This is a genomic window from Halomonas faecis, from assembly GCF_010993975.1.
GTDB lineage: Bacteria > Pseudomonadota > Gammaproteobacteria > Pseudomonadales > Halomonadaceae > Halomonas > Halomonas faecis.
In genome coordinates, this window is the sequence record NZ_JAACZO010000020.1 from 1 (window position 1) to 22,525 (window position 22,525).

A 22,525-nucleotide genomic window follows, 5' to 3' on the forward strand; every position below is an offset into this window, starting at 1 on the left:
CGGCCCATCCACGTCAGTGACGAACGCCGCGCCATGCCGGCAAAAAACTCCGCCGCATCAAGCGCTTCCGTCACTCTCCACCGCTGGCAACGTGACCCGTCGCCGGCAGCGGATGCGTACTTTACGGTTTGCTTGGGCCCGATGCAAGCCCCGCGTCAAAAAAATGTAGCTCATCTTCACCGACCGGCCAAGTCGTCACATCGTGAACCGATCCATGAAACGATTGACCGGCATGGCCTCGAGGGCGGCCTGGTCTTCGCAAAGCGACAGGATCGCCTCGCAGCGGGCGGCCGGGAAGCGCGTAGCCAGATTGCGGCGGAACTTGTCGATCAGCACCGGCACGCCTTCGTCACGGCGTCGCCGATGGCCAATCGGGTATTCGACCGCCACCGCGTCCGTGGCGCTGCCGTCGGTGAAGAAGACCTGCACGGCATTGGCAATGGAGCGTTTCTCGGGATCGAGATAATCCCTGGTGTAACGCGGCTCCTCGACCACCTCCATGCGGCTGCGCAGCTCATCGATGAAAGGATGTGCGGCGTGAAAGTCATCTTCGTAGTGCTCGGCGGTCAGCTCTCCGAAGATCAGTGGCACCGCAGTCATGTACTGCAGACAGTGGTCCCGGTCCGCCGGGTTCGCCAGATCGCCCTCCTTGGAGATGATGCGAACCGCCGACTCGTGAGTGGTCACGACGATGCGCTCGATCTCGTCGAGGCGCTCCTTCACCTGGGGGTGGAGCGTCACTGCTGCCTCGCAGGCGGTCTGGGCATGAAACTCCGCCGGGAAGGAGAGCTTGAAGAGGATGTTCTCCATCACGTAGCTGCCGAAGTCGCGCTGAAAGGTGAACTTACGCTCCCCCTCAGGCTTGGTGGCCAGATCGCGATTGGTATGGCTGAACAACACGTCGTAGAAGCCCCACTGCGGCGCACTGAGCGCCCCGGGAATCCCCATCTCGCCACGCAGGGCGATGTCCACGAGCCGCACGGCCCGCGACGTGGCATCGCCCGCCGCCCAGCTCTTGCGCGACCCGGCATTCGGAGCATGCCGATAGGTGCGCAGGCTCTGGCCATCCACCCAAGCATGAGAGAGCGCCGCGAGCAGCTGCTCGCGACTCGCTCCCATCAGCTTCGCCGCCACGGCGGTGGAAGCCACCTTGACCAGCACGACGTGATCCAGCCCCACCCGGTTGAAGGAGTTATCCAGTGCCAGCACGCCCTGGATCTCGTGAGCCATGATCATGGCTTCGAGCACGTCACGCATGGGCAGCGGCGCCTCACCCTGAGACAACCGCCGCTGGGAGAGATGGTCGGCGATGGCCAGGATCGCGCCCAGATTGTCGGAAGGGTGACCCCATTCGGCGGCCAGCCAGGTGTCGTTGTAATCCAGCCAGCGGATGATGCAGCCGATGTCCCAGGCCGCCTTGACCGGGTCCAGGCGATAGGGAGTGCCGGGAACCCGAGCGCCGTGGGGCACCACCGTCCCCTCCACCAGCGGCCCCAGGTGCTTGGTGCACTCCGGGAAACGCAGCGCCAGCAAACCGCAACCCAAGGTATCCATCAGGCAGAGCCGCGCGGTATTCCACGCCTCGGAGCTGTCGATGCGGTAGTCCAACACGTAGTCGGCGATCTTTTGCAGCTCGGCGTCATAGTCCGGCCGCACATTGGCTTCCACGGTGCTCATGCTCGTCTCCTGTCCCAATGGGTAATGGCTATCTCCCACTATAGAAAACGCCCCGGATCCTGCGATCCGGGGCGCGCTGCTTTCAGGCGATGCCCGCTCAGAAACTGTCGCCGGGAATGCGGACCCATCCCTCCATCAGCACCCGCGCGCTGCGGCTCATCACCGCCTGATCGATCGACCAGCGGCCGTCGACCAGGCTGGCCTCGGCCCCGACGCGCAACGTCCCGGAGGGGTGGCCGAAGGTGACGGCGTTGCGCTTGCCGCCGCCGGCGGCCAGGTTGACCAGCGTGCCCTCGATGGCCGCTGCGGAGGCGATGGCCACCGCCGCGGTGCCCATCATGGCGTGGTGCAGCTTGCCCATGGAGAGCGCCCGCACCAGCAGGTCGACCTCATCGGCCTTCACGTCCTTGCCGCTGGAGGCGGTGTAACCGGCAGGCGGCGCCACGAAGGCGACCTTGGGGGTGTGCTGGCGACTGGCCGCCTCGGCGATATCGTCGATCAGGCCCATCTTCAGCGCCCCGTGGGCACGAATGGTCTCAAAGCGCTCCAGGGCCGCGGAGTCGCCGTTGATCGCCTCCTGCAGCTCGGTGCCGGTATAACCAATGTCGGCAGCCTTCACGAAGATGGTCGGAATGCCGGCATTGATCATGGTCGCCTCGAGGGTGCCAATGCCCGGCACTTCCAGCTCGTCCACCAGGTTGCCGGTGGGGAAGATGGCGCCCTCGCCATCCGCCGGATCCTTGAAGGCCACCGGTACCTCCGCAGCCGGGAAGGTCACCCCGTCCAGCTCGAAGTCGCCGGTCTCCTGGACCTGGCCATCGGTCATCGGCACGCGTGAGACGATGGTCTTGCCGATGTTGGCCTGCCAGATGCGCACCTCGGCCACGCCGTCCTCGGGGAGGCGCGACGGGTCGACCAGGCCATTGCTGATGGCAAAGGGGCCCACGGCAGCGGAAAGATTGCCGCAGTTGCCGCTCCAGTCGACGAACGGCTTGTCGATGGACACCTGCCCGAACAGATAGTCGACGTCGTGGTCGGGGCTGTCGCTTTTCGACAGGATCACCGTCTTGCTGGTACTGGAGGTGGCGCCCCCCATGCCGTCGATCTGCTTCTGATAGGGATCGGGGCTGCCGATCACCCGCATCAGCAGGCGGTCACGGGCTTCCCCGGGCGCCCGGGCAGCCTCGGGCAGATCCGCCAGCTTGAAGAAGACGCCCTTGCTGGTGCCGCCACGCATGTAGGTGGCGGGAATCTTGATTTGCGGTACGTGTGCCATGAGTCGTTGATCCTGACATCGGTGACGAAACGACCCGGGCCGCGTTGCAGCGCCGGGTCGATGGTTCCATTCAGGGCGATCACACTGCCGTTTGAGCCTCGGACTCCAGGAAGTCCTGGGCGAAGCGCTGCAGCACACCACCGGCCGTATAGATGGAGACCTCTTCGGCCGTATCCAGGCGACAGATCACCGGCACGCGCTCGCTAGCGCCGTTGCGGCGATGGACCACCAGCGTCAGGGTCGCGCCAGGCGCCGGCGTGCCCTCGACGTCGTAGGTCTCGGTGCCGCCGAGCTGCAGGGTGTGGCGGGTGGTACCCGCTTCGAACTGCAGCGGCATCACGCCCATGCCGATCAGGTTGGTGCGGTGGATGCGCTCGAAGCCCTCGGCGACGATCGCCTCCACTCCGGCCAGTGCCACGCCCTTGGCCGCCCAGTCCCGCGACGAGCCCTGCCCGTAGTCGGCGCCGGCAATGACGATCAGCGGCTGCTTGCGCTCCATGTAGGTCTCGATGGCTTCCCACATGCGGGTCACCTTGCCTTCCGGCTCGACCCGCGCCAGCGATCCCTGTACTACCTCGCCGTCGTCGTCCCGCACCATCTCGTTGAACAGCTTGGGATTGGCCAGGGTGGCACGCTGGGCGGTCAGGTGATCGCCGCGGTGAGTGGCGTAGGAGTTGAAGTCCTCCTCCGGCAGGCCCATCTTGGCCAGATACTCGCCGGCCGCGCTGTCCGGCAGGATGGCGTTGGACGGCGACAGATGATCGGTGGTGATGTTGTCCGGCAGAATGGCCAGCGGTCGCATGCCCTTCAAGCCGCGCTCCCTGGCCATCTTGCCTTCCCAATACGGCGGGCGGCGAATGTAGGTGCTCTGCGGGCGCCACTCGTAAAGCGGATTGACCCGGGCCCGCGCGCTCCTGTCCAGATCGAACATGGGGATGTAGGTCTCGCGGAACTGCTCGGGCTTCACTGCCGACTTGACGATGGCGTCGATCTCTTCATCGGCGGGCCAGATGTCCTTGAGCGTCACCGGATTGCCAGCCTCGTCGTAGCCGAGCACATCCTTCTCGATATCGAAGCGGATGGTACCGGCGATGGCATAGGCCACCACCAGCGGCGGCGAGGCGAGGAACGCCTGCTTGGCATAGGGATGGATACGGCCGTCGAAGTTGCGGTTGCCCGACAGCACCGCCGTGGAATAGAGATCGCGGTCGACGATCTCCTGCTGGATCTTGGGATCCAGCGCACCGGACATGCCGTTGCAGGTCGTGCAGGCGTAGGCCACCACGCCAAAGCCGAGATTTTCGAGCTCGGCCAACAGGTTCGCTTCTTCCAGGTACATCTTGACCGTCTTGGAACCCGGTGCCAGGGAAGACTTCACCCAGGGCTTGCGCGTCAAACCGAGCTTGTTGGCATTGCGCGCGATCAGCCCGGCCGCCACCATGTTGCGCGGGTTGGAGGTGTTGGTGCAGCTGGTGATGGCCGCGATGATCACCGCACCGTCGGGCATCTTGCCGGCTTTCTCCTCCGCACGGGCCTCGTCGAGTCCCACGGCGATGCCGCGCTTGGCCAGCTCGGCGGTGGGCAGCTTGGCATGCGGCTTGGAAGGGCCGGCCAGAGTGCGCTCGACGCTGGACAGGTCGAACGTCAGCACCCGCTCGTAGTCGGCATTTTTCAGGTCGCTCGCCCACAGGCCGACCTGCTTGGCATAGGTTTCCACCAGCTCGACCTGGTCGTCGTCGCGACCGGTCAGCTTGAGGTAGTCGATGGTCTGGTCGTCAATGTAGAACATCGCCGCCGTCGCCCCGTACTCCGGAGTCATGTTGGAGATGGTGGCGCGGTCACCCACGGTTAGGCTCTCCGCCCCCTCTCCGAAGAACTCCAGATACGCGCCCACCACGCGCTCCTGGCGCAGGAACTCGGTGATCGCCAGCACCATGTCGGTTCCGGTGATGCCGGGCCGGAGCTTGCCGGTGAGCTCGACGCCGACGATATCGGGCAAGCGCATCATGGACGCGCGCCCCAGCATCACGCTCTCCGCCTCGAGGCCGCCCACGCCCACCGAAATCACGCCCAGGGCATCGACCATCGGCGTGTGGCTGTCAGTGCCCACGCAGGTATCGGGGAATGCCACCCCGCCCTGCTTCTGCACCACGGGCGACATCTTTTCCAGGTTGATCTGGTGCATGATGCCGTTGCCCGGCGGAATCACGTCGACGTTCTCGAACGCCGTCTTGGTCCAGTCGATGAAATGGAAACGGTCGTCATTGCGCCGATCCTCCACCTGACGATTCTTCTCGAAGGCATCCTTCTCGAAGCCGGCATGCTCGACGGCCAGGGAGTGATCGACGATCAACTGGGTCGGCACCACCGGGTTGACCTTGGCCGGGTCGCCCCCCTTCTCGGCGATGGCGTCGCGCAGGCCGGCCAGGTCGACGAGCGCCGTCTGCCCGAGGATGTCGTGGCACACCACCCGCGCCGGGTACCAGGGAAAGTCGAGATCGCGCCGGCGCTCGATGAGCTGCTCGAGCGCATCGGTGAGCAAGGCCGGCTCGCAGCGGCGCACCAGCTGCTCGGCCAGCACCCGGGAGGTGTAGGGAAGGGTATCGTAGGCACCGGGCTGGATCGCCTCGACGGCGGCACGCACGTCGAAGTAGTCCAGCTCGGTGCCGGGAAGCGGTTTGCGGTATTGGGTATTCATGAGTCGACGGTCTTCGCGTGGTGTTGTGAAAGGCGGCCGCCGGGGGCCGCCTTTGAGGCAGCGATCAATCGCGCTCTTCGATGGGCACCCACTCGCTCTTTTCCGGGCCGATGTAGTCGGCGCTCGGGCGAATGATGCGATTGTTGGCGCGCTGTTCGAAGACATGGGCGCACCAGCCGGTGACGCGCGAGCAGACGAAGATCGGCGTGAACAGCTTGGTGGGAATGTCCATGAAGTGGTAGGCGCTGGCGTGGAAGAAGTCGGCGTTGCAGAACAGCTTCTTCTCGCGCCACATCACCGCCTCGACGCGCTCGGAAACCGGGTAGAGAACGCTGTCGCCCACGTCGTCGGCGAGCTGCTTCGACCAGTGCTTGATGATGGCATTGCGCGGATCGGACTCGCGATAGATCGCGTGGCCGAAGCCCATGATCTTCTCCTTGCGCTCGAGCATGCCCATGATCTCGCGCTCGGCCTCATCGGCGGACTGCCAGTTTTCGATCATCGCCATGGCCGCCTCGTTGGCGCCACCATGCAGCGGGCCGCGCAGCGAGCCGATGGCCCCGGTCACGCAGGAGTGCATGTCGGAAAGCGTGGAGGCGCACACCCGCGCGGTGAAGGTCGAGGCGTTGAACTCGTGCTCCGCGTAGAGGATCAGCGAGACGTTCATCACCCGGGCATGCAGCTCGGAAGCCGGCGCATCGCGCAGCATGTGCAGGAAGTGGCCGCCGATGGACTCATCGTCGGTCTCGGTGTCGATGCGCACGCCGTCGTGGCTGAAGCGATACCAGTAGCAGATGATCGAGGGCAGCACGGCGAGCAGACGGTCGGAGACGTCCTGCTGCTCGCCGAAGTTCTGCTCGGTCTCCAGGTTGCCCAGCATGGAGGCGCCGGTGCGCATCACGTCCATGGGGTGGGCATCGGCCGGGATCTGCTCGAGCACGGTCTTCAGTGCCTGAGGCAGACCGCGCAGACCCTTGAGTTTGGTGATGTAGGCGTCCAGCTCAGCCTGATTGGGCAGCTTGCCCTTGAGCAACAGGTAGGCGACTTCCTCGAACTTGGCCTTCTCGGCCAGTTCCTTGATGTCGAAGCCGCGATAGGTGAGGCCGGAGCCGCTCTTGCCGACGGTACACAGCGCGGTGGTACCGGCACTCTGGCCGCGCAGACCGGCGCCACTGTTCGTCTTCTCTGCCATGTCGTGTCTCCTTTGGTATTCGGTATTCTTATCGTTGCGGGTCACGCCGCACTCAAGCCTCGTCGCCCTTCTCCGCGAACAGGGCATCGAGCTTCCGCTCGAAGGCGTGATAGTTGAGGAAGTCGTAGAGCTCGTCGCGGGTCTGCATCATGTCGACCACATCTTTCTGATGGCCGTTGTCATGGATGCTCTGGTAGACCTTCAGCGCCGCCGCGTTCATGGCACGGAACGCCGACAGTGGATAGAGCACCATGCGGCAGCCCACCGCATCGAGCTCATCCTGCGTGAACAGCGGCGTGGCGCCGAACTCGGTGATGTTGGCCAGGATCGGCGCATCGACGCGCTCGCAGAATGCCTGGTAGTCGTCCAGGGTATGCACCGCCTCGGCGAAGATGGCGTCGGCACCGGCCTCGATGCAGGCATTGGCACGCTCGATGGCGGCATCCAGGCCGTCCTTCTGGAAGGCATCGGTGCGGGCGATCAGGTAGAAATCGGGGTCGAGGCGGGCGTCGGCGGCGGCCTTGACGCGGTCGACCATCTCCTGCTGGGAGACGATCGCCTTGTTGGGACGGTGACCGCAACGCTTCTGGGCGACCTGATCCTCCAGGTGCACGGCGGCCACGCCGGCCCGCTGCATCTCCTTGACGGTGCGCGCGATGTTGAAAGCGCCGCCCCAGCCGGTGTCGATGTCCACCAGCAGCGGCAGATCGGTGGCACCGCAGATGCGGTGGGCATCTTCCACCACGTCGTTCATGGTCGTCATGCCCAGATCCGGCAGACCGAAAGACGCATTGGCCACGCCACCGCCGGAAAGGTAGATGGCCTGGTGGCCCACGCGCTCGGCCATCATGGCGGTGTAGGCGTTGATGGTGCCGACGACGGGCAGCGGCCGATTGGCCTCGAGGGCGGCGCGAAATCGGGCGCCTGGAGTGGCTTGCGTCATGACGGTGCTCCTTGGTTGATCGGCGAAGGTCAATCGGTGGCCTCGGCCTGCTGTTCGAGAATGGCGGCGTAGCGGTCGGCAACATTGGCGCGCGACGCGCTGACGTGACGGCGCATCAGCAGCTCGGCCAGTTCCGCATCGCCCGCCTCGATGGCATCGACGATGCGGTGATGCTCGACGAAGGCGCGCTGCGGGCGCGTGCCGCTGGCACTGAACTGAGTGCGATAGAGCCGCACCAGGTAGTAGAGGTCGTCGCAGAGCAGGGTCACCAGCATGCGGTTGTGGCTGCCCTGAACGATCCGATAATGAAAGTCCAGATCGCCCTCGCGCTGGTAGTAGGCCTCGCCGCTCTGCAGGTCGCTCTGACGTTCGTGAACGGCGAGCACCTCGCGCAGCCCGGCGATCTCCTCGGGCATCATGTGCTCGGCGGCCAACCGCGCCGCCATGCTCTCCAGGGCCTCGCGTACGTCGAACAGCTCGAGCAGCTCCTCCATCGAGAGCTTGACGACGCGCGCCCCCACATGCGGCACGCGCTCGATCAGGCGGTGCGCTTCGAGCCGGCGCATCGCCTCGCGCAGCGGACCGCGGGAAATGCCGTAGCTCTTGGACAGGCCGGGCTCGGTGATCTTGCTCCCCGGCGCCAGCTCGCCGCGCACGATGGCGTCCTGCAGCTGGTGAAAGACCCGCTCGGCCAGAGTACGAACCTCGGGGATGGTATGTTCGGGTGCGGCAGAGTTCATAGCAATTGTCGACAATCAAATGATGGAAGCACTTTAGACACTGCCCCATGCTCGGTCAACCGCGCAAGGGGCCCCAGACATTACGCCTTTGGTTGTAGACAACGATTATGGCCCCGCTGCCGGTGTCGACAATCCTCCGTTTACTCACCGGGAGAGCCGGCACCCCCAACGCATGGGACAAAGCTGCACCGCGCCCCTAAAATGGGCGCCTGCTCCAAAAGGCCCGACGATGACGACACGACTCGAGATCACGCCGCTCCCCTACCGGCCAGACCCGCTCGGCTATTTCGCTGCCCTGCGCCACCATCGCGGCGCCGTGTTGCTGGACAGCGGAAGGCCCATCGCACCGGGGGGCCGCTACGACATAATGAGCGCCGCCCCCCTGGCGCTGCTCGAGATCGATCTTTCCGGCAAGGCGTACATCGACGGCATGCCCCGGCATGCCCAAGGCCCCTTCGCCGCCCAGCAAGCGCTGCTCGACGAACTCGACCTGGCCGCACCGCACAGCGAACTGCCCTTCCTGGGCGGCCTGATCGGCTACTGGGGCTACGACCTGGGCCGCACCCTGGAACCGCTTTCCGGCCATGCCGCGCCGGCGGCCGGGCTACCTGCCAGCCGGGTCGGCCTCTACGACTGGGCGCTGATTCAAGATCACGAGCGTCAGGAAAGCTGGCTGGTGGCGAGCACCCAGCGGCGAGCCGAAGTCGCCGGCTGGCTTGCCGCCCCACTCGCTTCCCAGCCCGCTTTCCAACTGACCTCGCCCTTCGCCGGCGAGCTGGACCGCGACGGCTATGCCCGCCGCTTCGCCGCGGTGCGCGACTACATTCATGCCGGCGACTGCTACCAGATCAACCTCGCGCAGCGCTTCAGCGCCCCCTACACCGGCGACCTGTGGGAGGCCTACCGGCGCCTGCGCCGCGCCACCCCCACGCCATTCGCCGGCTACCTGGCCTGGCCCACCGCACACGGCGAACGAGGGATTCTCTCGCTGTCGCCGGAGCGCTTCCTGCACTGCCACCCCGATAGCCGCGTCGAGACGCGTCCCATCAAGGGCACCCGCCCCCGCGGCACCACCCCCGAGGCCGACCGGGCGCTGGCCGAGGAGCTGGCTGCCAGCCTCAAGGATCGCGCCGAGAACGTGATGATCGTCGACCTGCTGCGCAACGATCTGGGCCGGGTATGTCGCCCCGGCAGCGTGCGGGTACCGCAGCTGTGCAGCCTGGAGAGCTACGCCAACGTGCATCACCTGGTCAGTGTGGTCACCGGCATGCTGGCCACCGACAAGCGCCCTCTCGACCTGCTGGCCGCCGCCTTTCCCGGCGGCTCGATCACCGGCGCTCCCAAGGTGCGTGCCATGCAGATCATCGACGAGCTGGAGCCCAGCCAGCGCAGCGTCTATTGCGGCAGCCTCGGCTATGTCGACGTGCGCGGGCACATGGATACCTCCATCGCCATTCGCACCGCCGTGGCCGATGCCGGCAGGCTACACCTGTGGGGCGGCGGCGGCCTGGTGGCCGATTCTCGCCTGGACGAGGAATACACCGAGACGCTAGACAAGATTCGCCATCTCATGGCAGCGCTCGACGCCAAGGCACTGGAATAAGAACCAAGCTTCTTATGCAATATTAGCTATAGATACCCAAGAAAACGGTATTGGGCGGGCTCCCTGCCGCTCCGCTAGGGTAGGGGCAGACGATTCAGGAGATACCCCATGAGCGAGTCCCTCGACATCATCAATCGCGACCTGGGCAACGACCCCGAAGCCCTGATCCGCTGGGCCCTCGAGCAGGGCAGCCGGCCGATCTGCACGACCAACTTCCGTCCCTTCGAGGCGGTGATTCTGCACATGGTGAGCCGCCAGCGCACTGACGTTCCCGTGGTGTGGATGGACCACGGCTACAACACCGAAGCCACTTACCGCTTCGCCAACGCCCTGGTCGAACGTCTCGGCCTCAATCTGATCACTTACCTGCCGCGCCGCACCCGAGCGCATCGTGAAGCCGTGGAAGGCCCCATGCCCGGCATCGACGACCCGCGCCACGCCGCCTTCACCCAGGAAGTGAAGCTCGAACCCTTCGAGCGCGCGCTGCGCGAGATGGCCCCGGACGTGTGGTTCACCGCCCTGCGCGCCGAAGACACCGCCGAGCGCGCGCAGATGTCGCCGGTCAGCCGCAACGCCGACGGCCTGCTCAAGGTCGCCCCGCTGCTGAACTGGACGGCCCGCGACCTCTACCGCTACCTGCAGGAGCACGACCTGCCCAACGAGTTCGATTACTTCGACCCCACCAAGGTGGAAGCCAAGCGAGAGTGCGGGCTGCATCTGCAGCACTGAGAGCTCGAGCCGAACGCCCGAGGTGATGAGCGCCGGGAGCGAGGCGAACTCAGCGTACCGGCAGCTCGATGCCTTCGAACAACCCCTGCTCGTGACGCGGCCCCGCTTCCAGGGCCGCGTCCACCAGGTCGCGGTCGAGATGCCCAGCGAAGCCCTTGACGAAGTCGTACATGTAGCCGCGCATGAAGGTGCCACGGCGAATGCCGATCTTGGTGGTGGAGCTCTCGAAGAGGTGATCGGCCTCCAACGCCACCAGGTCGGTGTCGAGTGCCTCGTCGAAAGCCATGTGGGCGACGATGCCTACGCCCAGCCCGAGGCGCACGTAGGTCTTGATCACGTCAGCATCGGCGGCGGTGAGTACCACGTTGGGCGAGAGCCCCCTGGCGCGGAAGGCATCGTCGAGCTGCGAGCGACCGGTGAAGCCGAACACGTAGGTGACGAGGGGATGGGTGGCCAGCGCCTCCAGGGTCAAGGTATCCATCTCGGCCAGCGGATGGTCGCGCGGCACCAGCACGCAGCGATTCCAACGATAGCAGGGCAGCAGCACCAGATCGTTGAACAGTTCCAGCGACTCGGTGCAGATGGCGAAGTCGGCCTGGCCGTCGCTGACCATCTGGGCGATCTGCTTGGGCGTACCCTGCTGCATGTGCAACGCCACGTCGGGATACTTGCGAGTGAACTCGCGGATCACCGGTGGCAAAGCATAGCGCGCCTGGGTATGGGTCGTGGCAATGGAGAGACTACCGCGCCGCTCGTCGCTATGTTCCTGCGCCACCTCCTTGATGTTCTCGGTCAGGCGCAGCACCTGACCGGCCAGCTCGACGATGGCCTGACCGGCCGGCGTCACCCGAGTGAGGTGCTTGCCGCTGCGGGCGAAGATCTCGACCCCCAGCTCGTCTTCCAGCAGACGGATCTGCTTGGAGATGCCAGGCTGCGAGGTGAACAGGCTCTGAGCCGTTGCCGACACGTTGAGGTTGTGGCGCGTCACTTCCCAGACATAGCGAAGCTGCTGTAATTTCATGGATGCACTGCCTCCGTTGCCACCTCGTGCAATGCCCGCCATGCCGCCGGCTGGCCTCGCACACCCTACTCATCGGAAATATTCAGCATAAATATGATTACTTTATAGCATATACAACGGCCCATGGTCAGGGCGGTCTCGGCGCACGCATCATTAACGCAGCGCATGGCCGTCATCGACGGAGCGCATTTGCCAGCAACTCGACCGCCCGCTACCATCTGCCGACCGGGCGTGATTGCACGCCGAACCCTTCGCTCGATGCAGCGCAACGCAACTGGAGAATCACATGGCCAACAACGTCGATGTCACCAATGCCAACTTCGAGCAGGAAGTTCTCAAGGCGGACAAGCCCGTGCTGCTCAAGTTCTGGGCACCCTGGTGCGGCCCCTGCAAGGTCATGGCCCCCGTGGTGGACGAAGTCGCCGAAGAGCGCACCGGCAACCTCAAGGTCGTCAGCATCAACGTCGACGACGCCCCGGAAATCGCCGCCGAGCAGGGCGTCCGCGGCGTGCCCACCGTGATGCTGTTCAAGTCCGGCACCAAGATCGCCTCTCTGGTCGGGGCCCAGTCGAAGTCCCAACTGGCCCAGTTCATCGACCAGAACGCCTGATCGCGCCCCTTCTTCCCTACCCAGACACGAGCCCCGGCAATTGCCGGGGCTCGTGTCTTTCAGCATCGTCTCACTCGGCATCGCGCCGCTTCAGCGGCGGCCGGTCGGCCACCGCCACGCTTTCGTCATCCTCCACCAGCAAGCGTTGACCGGGCCCCAGCAGATGGGCGATCCAGCGCGTCTGCGGATGGCTGTCCAGAGCGATCTTGAGCGTCATGGTGAGTACCACCGACAGCAGCATCCCCACCGCACCGAAGATCCAGCCTCACACCACCAACGACAGGAAAGCCACGAAGGTGGAAAGCCCCAGGGCCCGTCCCATCACCTTGGGCTCCACCAGGTTGCCCAGCACGAAGTTGATCACCAGATAGGCCGCCGCCAGGATCAGCGCCGGCAGCAGGCCGCCGCCATCGGGCGAAACCAGCAACAACAGCACTGGGGGACCGGCGGCGATGGCCGAGCCGATGTTGGGAATGTAATTCAAGGCAAAGGCGAGCACCGCCCACAGCAGCGGGAAGTCCACCCCCACCAGCAGGCAGACCAGCCATACCAGCACGCCGGTGGCTAGGCTGATCAGCGTCTTGACCGCCAGGTAGCGTTTCAGGGTCAGACTGAACTCGCTAAAGCGGCGCAGGCTGGGCGCCGGATTGGCCAGCGCATGCGACAACTTCTCGCGAAAGTTGAGCGTCTCGAACAGCAGGAACATCACCAGCAGCGCCACGATGATGCTCTGCATCAACAAGTTGCCCAACTCGCCGATCAGCGCCGGGATCTGGCTGCCGAACTGCTCGGCGTCGATCAGCTCGGCCAGGCGGTTGGTGTCGATGGCCAGGCCCATGCTGGCCAGGCCGTCCAACAGGCCCAGATAGTAGTCGTACAGTTTCTTCTCGATGCCGGGCAACGCATCGACGAAAGTGCCGAAGCTGTTGACCAGCAGCAGGCCAAGCAGCGACAGCACCCCACCGATCACCACCAGGGTCAGCCACACCGCCAGGCGCACGCTGACGCCCAGTCGCTGCAGCCAATGCACCGGCGCCGTACACACCACGGTAATGAACATGGCCAGCATCAGCGGCACCAGCAGGCTCGAACCGGCACGCATGCCAGCCACGATGACCACCAACGCGGCCAACGCCAGGGTCAGATTCAAGGGAATGCTGCGGCTGGCCTCATCGTCCTTGTACATTCGGCACGCTCTTGTCGCCAACTGACCGTTCATCATGGCGCGTCGTCACGCCGGGCACAAACACCAGACGGCCCGCGGGGAACCTTAACCAACGACGCGCCTCGAAAGCGACGAGCGGATTGTCATTCGTCACCCAACAAGGAGAGTGCCATGCCCCCTTTCGTCACGCTACGCCGCAGTGCCCCCATCGCCCTTCTCGCTCTTGCCCTGGCGGCACCGGTCGGTGCCCTAGCCGACGACACCGTGACGCGCCGGCTCGACGTCCAGGCCCAGGCGCAGCTCGATGTCGCGCCCGACCGCGCCTCGCTCAGCGCCCGCCTGTGGGAACATACGCCGGCCGTCGCCCAGGATGCACGCGACAGCGACCTCGAAGCCCTCGGCGAAGCCCGCAATCGCCTGGAGCGCCGTGCCGGCGAGCTGATTCGTACCCTGGAAGCCGCCGGCCTGGAGCGCGACGCGATTCGCGCCGGCTCGCTGCAGGTTCGCCCCGAGCACGTATCCCGCCCGAGCCGCAACGGCGACGGTGAGCCCGTCAAGGTACGCACACGGCTCGAGCGCCCCATCGACATCGAGGTGAACGACATCGAGCGCGTACCGATGCTGCTCGATGCGTTGACGGAAGCCGGCGTGGACGCCCTGGACGGCGTGCGCTACGACCTCGCCGACCGCGACGCCGCCACCGACGACGCGCTGGAGAAAGCCCTGGAGAAGGCCCGCCACAAGGCCGAACTGATGGCCGACACCCTCGGCGTGAGCCTCGGCGATGTCATCACCGTCAGCGAAACGAACGCGCCGGTGTTCCAGCCGCGCATGATGGCGATGAGCACCGACGCTCGCGAAAGCGCCCCCCAAGCGGAATACCGCCCCGGCACCATCAGCATCGACGCCGGAGTCAGCGTCAGTTGGGAAATCGAGCGGTAAGCGGCGGGCGGCGGGCGGCGAGCTGCGAGCTGCGAGCTGCGAGCGAAATGGTGGCTCCGAACGAAAGTGCCCGTAGCCCGTAGCCCGTAGCCCGTAGCCCGTAGCCCGTAGCCCGTAGCCCGTAGCTCAGCTTACATTGATCGTCTCGACCCCGCCCATATAGGGCCGCAGCGCTTCGGGCACGGTGATGGAGCCGTCGGCGTTCTGGTGATTCTCCATCACCGCGATCAGGCAGCGGCCCACGGCCAGGCCGGAGCCGTTGAGGGTGTGCAGCAGTTGCGGCTTCTTCTGCTCGGGATGACGGAAGCGCGCCTGCATGCGCCGCGCCTGGAAATCCTCGCAGTTGGAGACCGAAGAAATCTCGCGGTAGGTATCCTGGCTGGGCAGCCACACTTCCAGGTCGTAGGTCTTGGCGGCCCCAAAGCCCATGTCGCCGGTGCACAGGGTCACCACGCGATACGGCAGCTCCAGCGCCTGCAGGATCGCCTCGGCGTGGCCGCGCATCTCCTCCAGGGCGTCGTAGCTCGTTTCCGGCTCCACCAACTGCACCATTTCCACCTTGTCGAACTGGTGCTGGCGGATCATGCCGCGGGTGTCGCGGCCGTGGGAGCCCGCCTCGCTGCGAAAGCACGGCGTGTGGGCGGTGAGCCGCACCGGCAGGTCGCGGTGATCGAAGATCTCGTCGCGTGCGAAGTTGGTCAGCGGCACCTCGGCGGTGGGAATCAAGCGATAGCCTCGCTCATCCTCCAGGCGGAACAGATCCTCGCCGAACTTGGGCAGCTGGCCGGTGCCGAACAAGGAGTCGTCGTTGACCATGTAGGGCACGTAGCACTCTTCGTAGCCATGCTCGAGGGTCTGGGTATCGAGCATGAACTGGGTCAACGCCCGATGCAGCCGCGCGATGGACCCACGCATGACCGCGAAACGCGCCCCGGTCAGCTTGACGGCCAGATCGAAGTCGAGATCGCCCTGCAGCGCGCCGAGATCGACGTGATCGCGCACCGTAAAGTCGAACGCCCGCGGCGTGCCCCAGCGATGCAGCTCGACGTTGTGGTCTTCGTCGTCGCCCTCCGGCACGCTCTCGTGAGGCAGGTTGGGCAGGCCGCTGGCCAGCTCGTCCCACTCCGCCTGCACCTCGGCCAGGCGCGCCTTGGCAGCGTCCAGGCGGTCGCCCAGGTCGCTCACCTCGTCGAGCAGCGGCTGGATGTCCTCGCCCGCCGCCTTGGCCTTGCCGATCGCCTTGGAGCGGGTATTGCGCTCGTTCTGCAGCGACTCGGTCTCGGCCTGCAGCTCCCGGCGACGCGATTCCAGCGCCGACAGTCGCTCGGTATCGAGATCGAAGCCCCGCTTGGCCAGTCGTTGAGCGACCCGTTCGAGGTCGCCGCGCAGCAGTTTGGGATCGAGCATGGAATCCAGTCCGTTGCAGTCGGTGTGATCGGGAAAACAGCTGCCCATTGTAGGCAAAAGGGTGAAGCGGCGCCACGCACCACCGACGGCAGGATGCGCACCACCGCCCTGGCGCGGTAAAGTAGTTCCACTTCTCCTTTTCCAGCACAGACTTCCATGATCGCCAGACTGGACACGGCCCACGCCGACCCGACGACCCCGCTCGCCACTCCCTACCTGCGCTTCATCGAGGCGCTGAAGGACGCCGGCTTCGAAGGCGAGATCGCCCCGGACTACGCCAACCGCACGGTGCTCGCCACCGACAACTCCATCTACCAGCGCCTGCCCCAGGCGGTGCTCTACCCCAAGGGGGCGGAGGATCTGACGCGCATCGCCCACCTCGCCGGCCAGGTGGAACACCGCCAGGTGGTGCTCGCCCCGCGCGGCGGTGGCACCGGCACCAACGGCCAGTCGCTCACCGACGGCCTGGTGGTGGACGTCTCCAAGCACATGAACGCCATCCTCGACATCGACGTGGCAAATCGCCGGGTGCGGGTCCAGGCCGGGGTGGTCAAGGACCAGCTCAACGCCGCGCTCAAGCCCCACGGCCTGTTCTTCGCCCCGGAGCTCTCCACCTCCAACCGGGCGACCATCGGCGGCATGATCAGCACCGACGCCAGCGGCCAGGGCAGCTGCGAATACGGCAAGACCCGCGACCACGTGCTCGAGCTCGACGTGCGGCTGCTCGGCGGCGAGCGGCTCACCAGCCGCCCGGTGGATGACGAAACGCTGGAAACGCTGTGCCAGCGCGACGACGTCACCGGCCGCGCCTACCGCACCGCCCGCGAGATAATCGACACCCAGGGCGAGCGCATCGCCGCCACCTTCCCGCCGCTCAACCGCTGCCTGACCGGCTACGACCTGGCGCACCTGCGCGACACCGAGGGTCGGCTCGACCTGAACAGCCTGCTGTGCGGCGCCGAGGGCTCGCTGGGCCTGCTGAACGAGGCAGTGCTCAACGTGCTGCCGATCCCCCAGCACTCCACGCTGGTCAACGTGCGCTACGCCGGCTTCATGGACGCCCTGGGCGACGCCAAGGCGCTGATGGCAAGCCGTGCCAAACCCACCTCCATCGAGACGGTGGACGACACCGTGCTGGGCCTGGCCCGCGAGGACTTCGTGTGGGACAGCGTCGCCGAGTTCTTTCCGGAAACCGACACGCCCATCCACGGCATCAACCTCATCGAGTTCAACGACGACGACCCCGAACGGCTCAATGAGCGAGTGGCCGACTTCTGCCGCCACCTCGAAACGGACGCCAGCGTCCAACGCCTCGGCTACACCCTGGCGGAAGGGCGAGCGCAGATCCACAAGCTCTACGCCATGCGCAAGCGCGCTGTGGGCCTGCTGGGCAACGCCAAAGGCGAGAAGCGCCCCATCCCCTTCGTCGAGGACACCGCGGTGCCGCCTGAGCATCTGGCGGACTTCATCAGTGAATTCCGTGCCCTGCTCGACGCCCGCGGCCTGGCCTACGGCATGTTCGGCCACGTCGACGCCGGGGTGCTGCACGTGCGCCCGGCCATCGACATGAAGGACCCCGAGCAGGAACGGCTGATTCGCGAGGTCTCCGACGACGTCGTCGCGCTGACGCAGAAATACCACGGCCTGCTGTGGGGCGAGCATGGCAAGGGCGTGCGCTCCGAGTACGCGCCGCAGTTCTTCGGCGATCTCTACCCCAGCCTGCAGCGGGTCAAGGCCGCCTTCGACCCCCACAACCAGCTCAACCCGGGCAAGATTGCGACTCCCTACCGTAGCTCACCTGACCAGCCTTACTCCGACGACGGAACATCGGGGCCTGCCCCCGATGCCTCTGAGGCACAACCGGTCAAACTCATGGACCCGGGCCTGCTGACCATCGACGGCGTGCCCACCCGCGGCCAGCTCGACCGCACCATCGACGAACGGGCCTGGCAGGCCCACGCCGCCACCGTCTACTGCAACGGCAACGGCGCCTGCTACAACTACGACCTCAACGACGCCATGTGCCCCTCGTGGAAGGCCACCCGCCAGCGCATCCACTCGCCCAAGGGGCGCGCCAGCCTGATCCGGGAGTGGCTACGACAGCAGGGCGAGGCCGGCATCGACCTGGTCGAGGAGTCGCGCAAGAAGAAGGCCGAGGGCACCTGGGGCTTCGTCAGGGACTTCCCCCTGCGGCTACGCAACACCCTGCGCCGCGGCAAGGAAGACGACTTCTCCCATGAAGTGTACGAGGCCATGGCGGGGTGCCTGGCCTGCAAATCGTGCGCGGGGCAGTGTCCGGTCAAGGTCAACGTGCCGGACTCGCGCTCGCGCTTCCTCGAGGTCTACCACGGGCGCTACCTGCGCCCGCTGCGCGACTATCTGATCGGCGGCCTGGAGTTCGTCATGCCGGCGCTTTCCCGCGTGGCGCCGCTCTACAACGCCGCGCTGGGCAATCGCCTGGTCGAGCGCCTGCTGGCCGGGCCGCTGGGCCTGGTGGATACGCCGCGCCTGTCGCGGGCCAGCCTTCGCAAGCAACTGCGAGCCTGGGGCGTGGCCGAGGCCACCCCGACCTCACTGGGCCTGCTCACTGACGCGCAGAAGGCCAGAAGCGTGGTGCTGGTGCAGGACGCCTTCACCAGCTTCTACGAAGCCAAGCTGGTGGCGGACATCGTCGAGCTGCTCTCGCGCCTCGACATCAAGGTGTTCGTCGCCCCCTTCACGCCCAACGGCAAGCCGCTCAACGTTCAGGGTTTTCTCGGCGCCTTCGAGCGCACCGCGGAGAAACAGGCCCGCCGCCTGCGCACCCTGGCTAGATTCGGCGTACCGCTAGTGGGCATCGACCCGGCCATGACCCTCACCTACCGCCAGGAGTACGTGCAGGCCCTGGGGCCGGACGCCGTGCCCGAGGTGCAGCTGCTGCAGGAGTGGCTAGTCACCCACGCCCGGCGACTCGCGCCGAACGGCCCGACCCTCGACGACCCCGGCTTCCGGCTGCTCGCCCACTGCACGGAAAAGACCACCGCCCCGGGCTCGCCCGGCGCCTGGCAGCAAGTGTTCGCCGCCTTCGGCCTGGAGCTCGAGCTGGTGACTACCGGCTGCTGCGGCATGTCCGGCACCTATGGCCACGAAGCGCGCAATCTCGACACCTCCAGGACCGTCTACGCCCAATCGTGGCAACCGGTGGTGGAGAGCGAGGATAACGCCGGCCGGCTGCTGGCCACCGGCTACTCCTGCCGCAGCCAGGCCAAACGCCTCTCCGACACCGCACTCCCCCACCCGCTGCAAGGGCTGCTGGGCGTGCTGCAGCGCGCCGGCTAAGCCAGAACGAACGGCGCCCACCGGCCAAGGACCGGTGGGCGCTGTCTTCTCTCTCAGACTCAGGAGGCGACCCAACCCATGAACCGCGCCCTGATCCTGATTGGTTTACTCATCGTCGCCGTGGGCCTGCTCTAGCCCTGGCTCTCCAAGCTGCCGCTAGGCCAGTTCCCCGGCGACATCGTCATCCGCCGCGAAAACTTTTCGTTCTACTTCCCGGTTACCACGATGATTCTGCTGAGTGCAGTGCTCTCCGCACTGCTGTGGCTGTTCAACCGCTGAGGCCGGCGATCACGCCTTGGATACGCCCCAGCGGACCAACCTCTCCTCGGGCCAGTGGCTGGCGAAGTCATCGCTTTCCGGTTCACCATCCAGGCACGCCACCAGTCGATCCCAGCGCGCTTCCGTCAGCTCCCAGGCCGTGGCGGGCAGGAAGAACACCTTGCGGCTGAAGGAAGGCAGCACGAACTCCGATACCCACAGCGAAGGCACGATGAAAACGCGCGGCGGCTGGCCACTGCCCTTTTGCAGATCCACCAGCACATACCATAGCGTCGGGCTGTGCTTGCCGATAGCCCCGGCGCCCACGTCCCACTCGCAGCCTTCGCGCCCATAGCGCCGCCGGCGATAGGCACCGCGCGATGTCTTGACCTGTATCGAAAGGCTGCGGGAGCCATCGGCCTTGGCCGCCACGATATCCACCGCCGGCGCATTGCCCACCGTCAAACTGGCGTGAATGCCCCGTCGCGCAAGCTCATAGCACACGTAGTACTGCCCCGCCGCGCCAACGAACTGGCTTTTTCCTTTGGTCAAGTTTTCTGTCTCTTAGGCTTTAGAAGCTTAACGCTGAGGAAACCGGCGCCGGAGCGCAAGCGGAAGGAACCGAAAGCGGCCACGCTTTTGGCGTCCGGTTGACCGCCTAGTTACGCGGTGACGTTATGCGACAACTCCACGGTTGACAAGTCACCCCTTGGTGACAAAAATTTTGTCACTTACTGGTGACTACGCGGAGGGGGGGCAAGAATGGGATCAACCAACGCACGTAAGCGCGACCGCGAAGCCACCCGCCTGCGGATAATCGAAGCCGTCGAGGCGGTAATCTCCCGGGAGGGGTTTGGCGCCATTGGTGTCAATACCGTGGCCCGAAGCGCGGGCGTCGACAAGGTACTGATCTACCGCTATTTCGGGGGGCTGGAAGGCCTTCTGGCCGAGTTCGCCGTTCAGGGTGATTTCTGGTGGCGTGTAGAAGACATTCTCGAAGAACCTCTCCCTGGGCCTAGCGACCCCGGCGGCCTGCCTGACTGCTTGGCGGCCGTGCTTGCCCGGCATATCAGCTTCCTTCGTTCCCACCCGCTGACCCTGGAGGTCATCGCATGGGAGATGAGCGAGCGCAATGAACTGACTCGCGCCTTTGAGCAAGTCAGGGAGGAACGAAGCCTCAGACTCATGGATCACCTCGCCCTCCGTTTCGATTACGACCCGGGAGACTTCACCGACCGATTCGGGCCAGCGTTGGCGCTGTTGGGTGCCGGCGCTAACTACCTTGCTGCGCAGGGGCGGCAAATCGCACATTTCAATGGCGTGGATCTGCAGGCCGACAGAGGGTGGGAAGCTCTGGAAACCGCCGCTCACCGGCTCCTTATCGGTATCGCCGGTCCGGCAACGCTGCCACACCGCACGGATCCAAACCGGCCATCCGCTTCAACCCAGCCACCCAACCAAACATTACGAAATGGAGGTCACCAGTCATGACGGGTTCCACGAAGAAAGCCGCAAGCGGGCGTCGCGCGTTCCTCAAGGGGGCCACCGGCCTCGTTGTACTGGCAGGTGCCGGTGGAGTTTGGCGTGCAACGGAAACAGGCGTCTTCTCGGCGGGGGAAGGACCGGCATACGCCCCTTGGCGCAATTGGCGAACAGAGCAATTGAGCGGAGAGATGGCTCTCGTTCAGGCGGGCATTCTGGCGGCCAATGCTCACAATACACAGCCTTGGCGTTTCCATGTGGAGGCTCAACGTATCGCGCTGTACGCAGATCATGATCGACACCTTGGCGCATTCGACCCATTCCGTCGCGAGATGATGCTATCTCTAGGCTGCGCTTTGGAGAACATGGTTCAGGCAGCTGCCTTACAGGGACTGAACGCCCTCATAGAATTGACACCGGGACGTCTGGACGCCGGCACGACAACCACGTTGGATCGACCGGTTGCTGTAATCCGGCTTGAGCGCGGCGAACCCGCGACCGATTCGTCACTCTATGATGCGATTGCACGACGCCGTACCCATCGCGGCGAATACGATCAAGATCAATCAATCAGCGCGGAACTCCAAGCCGAACTGATTGACCAGATCAGCGACCAAGAAGACGTGCATACACTGCTCTACTCCCATGAAGATCATCCGGGAACCATGAAAACTCTGGGAACCCTCATGGTGCAGGCAACCGAAGAGATTATCTCGGATCGCGAAATGGCTGCCGACAGTGCAGCCTGGTTCCGATTCGATCCAGACGCGATACGTCATCACCGCGACGGAGTCACCCTGGATACGGTCGGCCTTTCCCCAGTGCGGAACGTGTTGGCCAAGCTCGCACCGGCACCTTCTCCCGCCGAGGCCGACCGGATATGGTTCAAACGAACGCGTGACGTGCATGTCGCGAGTGCCCCCATGTTCGGGCTGATCACGGTACGTGATCTCTATGACCAACCATCCGCCCTCACGGCCGGGCGCATATGGCAACGCATCCACCTGTGGGCGACAAGCCACGGTATCGCGGCACATCCACTCAACATGCCAATGGAACGGGTCGACCGGGAAAAACAACTCGGACAAGCGCCCCTCACCGCAGAGCGGTTAAGGGCATTTCTCGGTGAAAACGAGTGGCACGCTACCTTCGGCTTTCGCCTCGGCTACGCAAATGCCCTCGCACGCCTTAGCCCCAGAAGATCGGTCGACCAGGTGGTTATTGAGGCATGAAAGGTACTGCGAGTCAGCGCAACGCCTTGCTCACCGGAAAATTAGGAGCGCAGCGAGTAATTTTTCCGCGTGCAGCAATTTGTTAGGGCTGAATCTGCGATACTGTGTATGCGACGTCAACTACTTTGACCGGTCGGCGACAATTAAAATGACCGGTTGGGGGTAGTTGTCGTCAGCCTGACGACACGGCTTTTCCTCCTTGTAGTTGACGCTGGTAGGCGCGTTTCCGATA

The 22,525-nt window shown here is 65.1% G+C and carries 16 protein-coding genes and 2 pseudogenes; 8 read left to right on the forward strand and 10 right to left on the reverse strand.

Annotated elements, in window-relative coordinates:
- Positions 1-195 precede the first annotated feature (195 nt).
- The 6 genes from prpD to GFD32_RS09970 form a co-directional block, all read right to left on the reverse strand.
- The gene (gene prpD, locus GFD32_RS09945) at positions 196-1,677 is read right to left on the reverse strand and encodes a 2-methylcitrate dehydratase (protein WP_163576398.1); all 1,482 of its coding nucleotides are present in this window, start codon (positions 1,675-1,677) and stop codon (positions 196-198) included.
- 97 nt (positions 1,678-1,774) lie between these two features.
- Positions 1,775-2,953, reverse strand: a complete 1,179-nt coding sequence (gene prpF, locus GFD32_RS09950) for a 2-methylaconitate cis-trans isomerase PrpF (RefSeq protein ID WP_163576399.1) — start codon at positions 2,951-2,953, stop codon at positions 1,775-1,777.
- A 79-nt stretch (positions 2,954-3,032) separates the two neighbouring features.
- A complete protein-coding gene (gene acnD / locus GFD32_RS09955; protein ID WP_163576400.1) occupies positions 3,033-5,651 on the reverse strand; it encodes a Fe/S-dependent 2-methylisocitrate dehydratase AcnD in 2,619 nt (872 codons plus the stop codon).
- Positions 5,652-5,715: 64 nt separating this feature from the next.
- Entirely contained in the window at positions 5,716-6,843 is a 1,128-nt protein-coding gene (gene prpC / locus GFD32_RS09960) for a bifunctional 2-methylcitrate synthase/citrate synthase (RefSeq protein WP_163576401.1), read from the reverse strand.
- A 52-nt stretch (positions 6,844-6,895) separates the two neighbouring features.
- Positions 6,896-7,786 (reverse strand): methylisocitrate lyase, encoded by an 891-nt coding sequence (gene prpB / locus GFD32_RS09965; protein WP_163576402.1) that lies wholly within the window; start codon positions 7,784-7,786, stop codon positions 6,896-6,898.
- Positions 7,787-7,815: 29 nt separating this feature from the next.
- On the reverse strand, positions 7,816-8,526 hold the full coding sequence (locus GFD32_RS09970; RefSeq protein ID WP_163576403.1) for a GntR family transcriptional regulator: 711 nt from the start codon (positions 8,524-8,526) through the stop codon (positions 7,816-7,818).
- Between the two features lie 229 nt (positions 8,527-8,755).
- On the opposite strand from GFD32_RS09970, the gene pabB reads away from it, so the two are divergent.
- Both pabB and GFD32_RS09980 read left to right on the forward strand, forming a co-directional pair.
- Positions 8,756-10,129 carry an aminodeoxychorismate synthase component I gene (gene pabB, locus GFD32_RS09975; protein ID WP_163576404.1) on the forward strand — a complete coding sequence of 458 codons (1,374 nt, stop codon included), beginning with the start codon at positions 8,756-8,758 and terminating at the stop codon, positions 10,127-10,129.
- Positions 10,130-10,237: 108 nt separating this feature from the next.
- The gene (locus tag GFD32_RS09980) at positions 10,238-10,858 is read left to right on the forward strand and encodes a phosphoadenosine phosphosulfate reductase domain-containing protein (RefSeq protein WP_163576405.1); all 621 of its coding nucleotides are present in this window, start codon (positions 10,238-10,240) and stop codon (positions 10,856-10,858) included.
- 49 nt (positions 10,859-10,907) lie between these two features.
- Here the strand turns inward: GFD32_RS09980 and cysB are convergent, their stop codons facing one another.
- A complete protein-coding gene (cysB, locus tag GFD32_RS09985) occupies positions 10,908-11,879 on the reverse strand; it encodes an HTH-type transcriptional regulator CysB (RefSeq protein ID WP_163576406.1) in 972 nt (323 codons plus the stop codon).
- A 286-nt stretch (positions 11,880-12,165) separates the two neighbouring features.
- Between cysB and trxA the strand changes: the two genes are divergently transcribed.
- Entirely contained in the window at positions 12,166-12,489 is a 324-nt protein-coding gene (trxA, locus tag GFD32_RS09990) for a thioredoxin (protein WP_089689143.1), read from the forward strand.
- A 70-nt stretch (positions 12,490-12,559) separates the two neighbouring features.
- Here the strand turns inward: trxA and GFD32_RS09995 are convergent.
- Positions 12,560-13,675, reverse strand: a pseudogene (locus GFD32_RS09995) (AI-2E family transporter).
- Between the two features lie 150 nt (positions 13,676-13,825).
- Here GFD32_RS09995 and GFD32_RS10000 point away from each other — a divergent pair.
- Positions 13,826-14,596 carry an SIMPL domain-containing protein gene (locus tag GFD32_RS10000; RefSeq protein ID WP_163576407.1) on the forward strand — a complete coding sequence of 257 codons (771 nt, stop codon included), beginning with the start codon at positions 13,826-13,828 and terminating at the stop codon, positions 14,594-14,596.
- A gap of 126 nt (positions 14,597-14,722) precedes the next feature.
- On the opposite strand, the gene serS is transcribed toward GFD32_RS10000, so the two are convergent.
- Positions 14,723-16,003, reverse strand: coding sequence for a serine--tRNA ligase (gene serS / locus GFD32_RS10005; protein ID WP_163576408.1), 1,281 nt, complete (start codon positions 16,001-16,003; stop codon positions 14,723-14,725).
- Between the two features lie 156 nt (positions 16,004-16,159).
- Between serS and GFD32_RS10010 the strand changes: the two genes are divergently transcribed.
- Both GFD32_RS10010 and GFD32_RS19945 read left to right on the forward strand, forming a co-directional pair.
- Positions 16,160-19,321 (forward strand): FAD-binding and (Fe-S)-binding domain-containing protein, encoded by a 3,162-nt coding sequence (locus GFD32_RS10010; protein ID WP_163576409.1) that lies wholly within the window; start codon positions 16,160-16,162, stop codon positions 19,319-19,321.
- Positions 19,322-19,468: 147 nt separating this feature from the next.
- A pseudogene (locus GFD32_RS19945) lies at positions 19,469-19,600 on the forward strand (DUF2905 domain-containing protein); the annotation flags it as partial.
- Between the two features lie 9 nt (positions 19,601-19,609).
- Here GFD32_RS19945 and GFD32_RS10020 read toward each other — a convergent pair.
- Entirely contained in the window at positions 19,610-20,131 is a 522-nt protein-coding gene (locus GFD32_RS10020; RefSeq protein ID WP_163576410.1) for a hypothetical protein, read from the reverse strand.
- A 210-nt stretch (positions 20,132-20,341) separates the two neighbouring features.
- On the opposite strand from GFD32_RS10020, the gene GFD32_RS10025 reads away from it, so the two are divergent.
- Complete coding sequence (locus GFD32_RS10025; RefSeq protein WP_163576411.1) at positions 20,342-21,070, forward strand: TetR/AcrR family transcriptional regulator; 729 nt, start codon at positions 20,342-20,344, stop codon at positions 21,068-21,070.
- Positions 21,067-22,293 (forward strand): Acg family FMN-binding oxidoreductase, encoded by a 1,227-nt coding sequence (locus tag GFD32_RS10030; RefSeq protein ID WP_163576412.1) that lies wholly within the window; start codon positions 21,067-21,069, stop codon positions 22,291-22,293. The genes GFD32_RS10025 and GFD32_RS10030 overlap by 4 nt, the downstream gene beginning before the upstream one ends.
- Positions 22,294-22,525: the final 232 nt, after the last annotated feature.

Bases quoted from the DNA above. Each gene is read 5' to 3' on its own strand.
- prpD (WP_163576398.1), bottom strand. From the start codon at position 1,677: ATGAGCACCGTGGAAGCCAATGTGCGGCCGGACTATGACGCCGAGCTG.
- prpF (WP_163576399.1), bottom strand. From the start codon at position 2,953: ATGGCACACGTACCGCAAATCAAGATTCCCGCCACCTACATGCGTGGC.
- acnD (WP_163576400.1), bottom strand. From the start codon at position 5,651: ATGAATACCCAATACCGCAAACCGCTTCCCGGCACCGAGCTGGACTAC.
- prpC (WP_163576401.1), bottom strand. From the start codon at position 6,843: ATGGCAGAGAAGACGAACAGTGGCGCCGGTCTGCGCGGCCAGAGTGCC.
- prpB (WP_163576402.1), bottom strand. From the start codon at position 7,786: ATGACGCAAGCCACTCCAGGCGCCCGATTTCGCGCCGCCCTCGAGGCC.
- GFD32_RS09970 (WP_163576403.1), bottom strand. From the start codon at position 8,526: ATGAACTCTGCCGCACCCGAACATACCATCCCCGAGGTTCGTACTCTG.
- pabB (WP_163576404.1), top strand. From the start codon at position 8,756: ATGACGACACGACTCGAGATCACGCCGCTCCCCTACCGGCCAGACCCG.
- GFD32_RS09980 (WP_163576405.1), top strand. From the start codon at position 10,238: ATGAGCGAGTCCCTCGACATCATCAATCGCGACCTGGGCAACGACCCC.
- cysB (WP_163576406.1), bottom strand. From the start codon at position 11,879: ATGAAATTACAGCAGCTTCGCTATGTCTGGGAAGTGACGCGCCACAAC.
- trxA (WP_089689143.1), top strand. From the start codon at position 12,166: ATGGCCAACAACGTCGATGTCACCAATGCCAACTTCGAGCAGGAAGTT.
- GFD32_RS10000 (WP_163576407.1), top strand. From the start codon at position 13,826: ATGCCCCCTTTCGTCACGCTACGCCGCAGTGCCCCCATCGCCCTTCTC.
- serS (WP_163576408.1), bottom strand. From the start codon at position 16,003: ATGCTCGATCCCAAACTGCTGCGCGGCGACCTCGAACGGGTCGCTCAA.
- GFD32_RS10010 (WP_163576409.1), top strand. From the start codon at position 16,160: ATGATCGCCAGACTGGACACGGCCCACGCCGACCCGACGACCCCGCTC.
- GFD32_RS10025 (WP_163576411.1), top strand. From the start codon at position 20,342: ATGGGATCAACCAACGCACGTAAGCGCGACCGCGAAGCCACCCGCCTG.
- GFD32_RS10030 (WP_163576412.1), top strand. From the start codon at position 21,067: ATGACGGGTTCCACGAAGAAAGCCGCAAGCGGGCGTCGCGCGTTCCTC.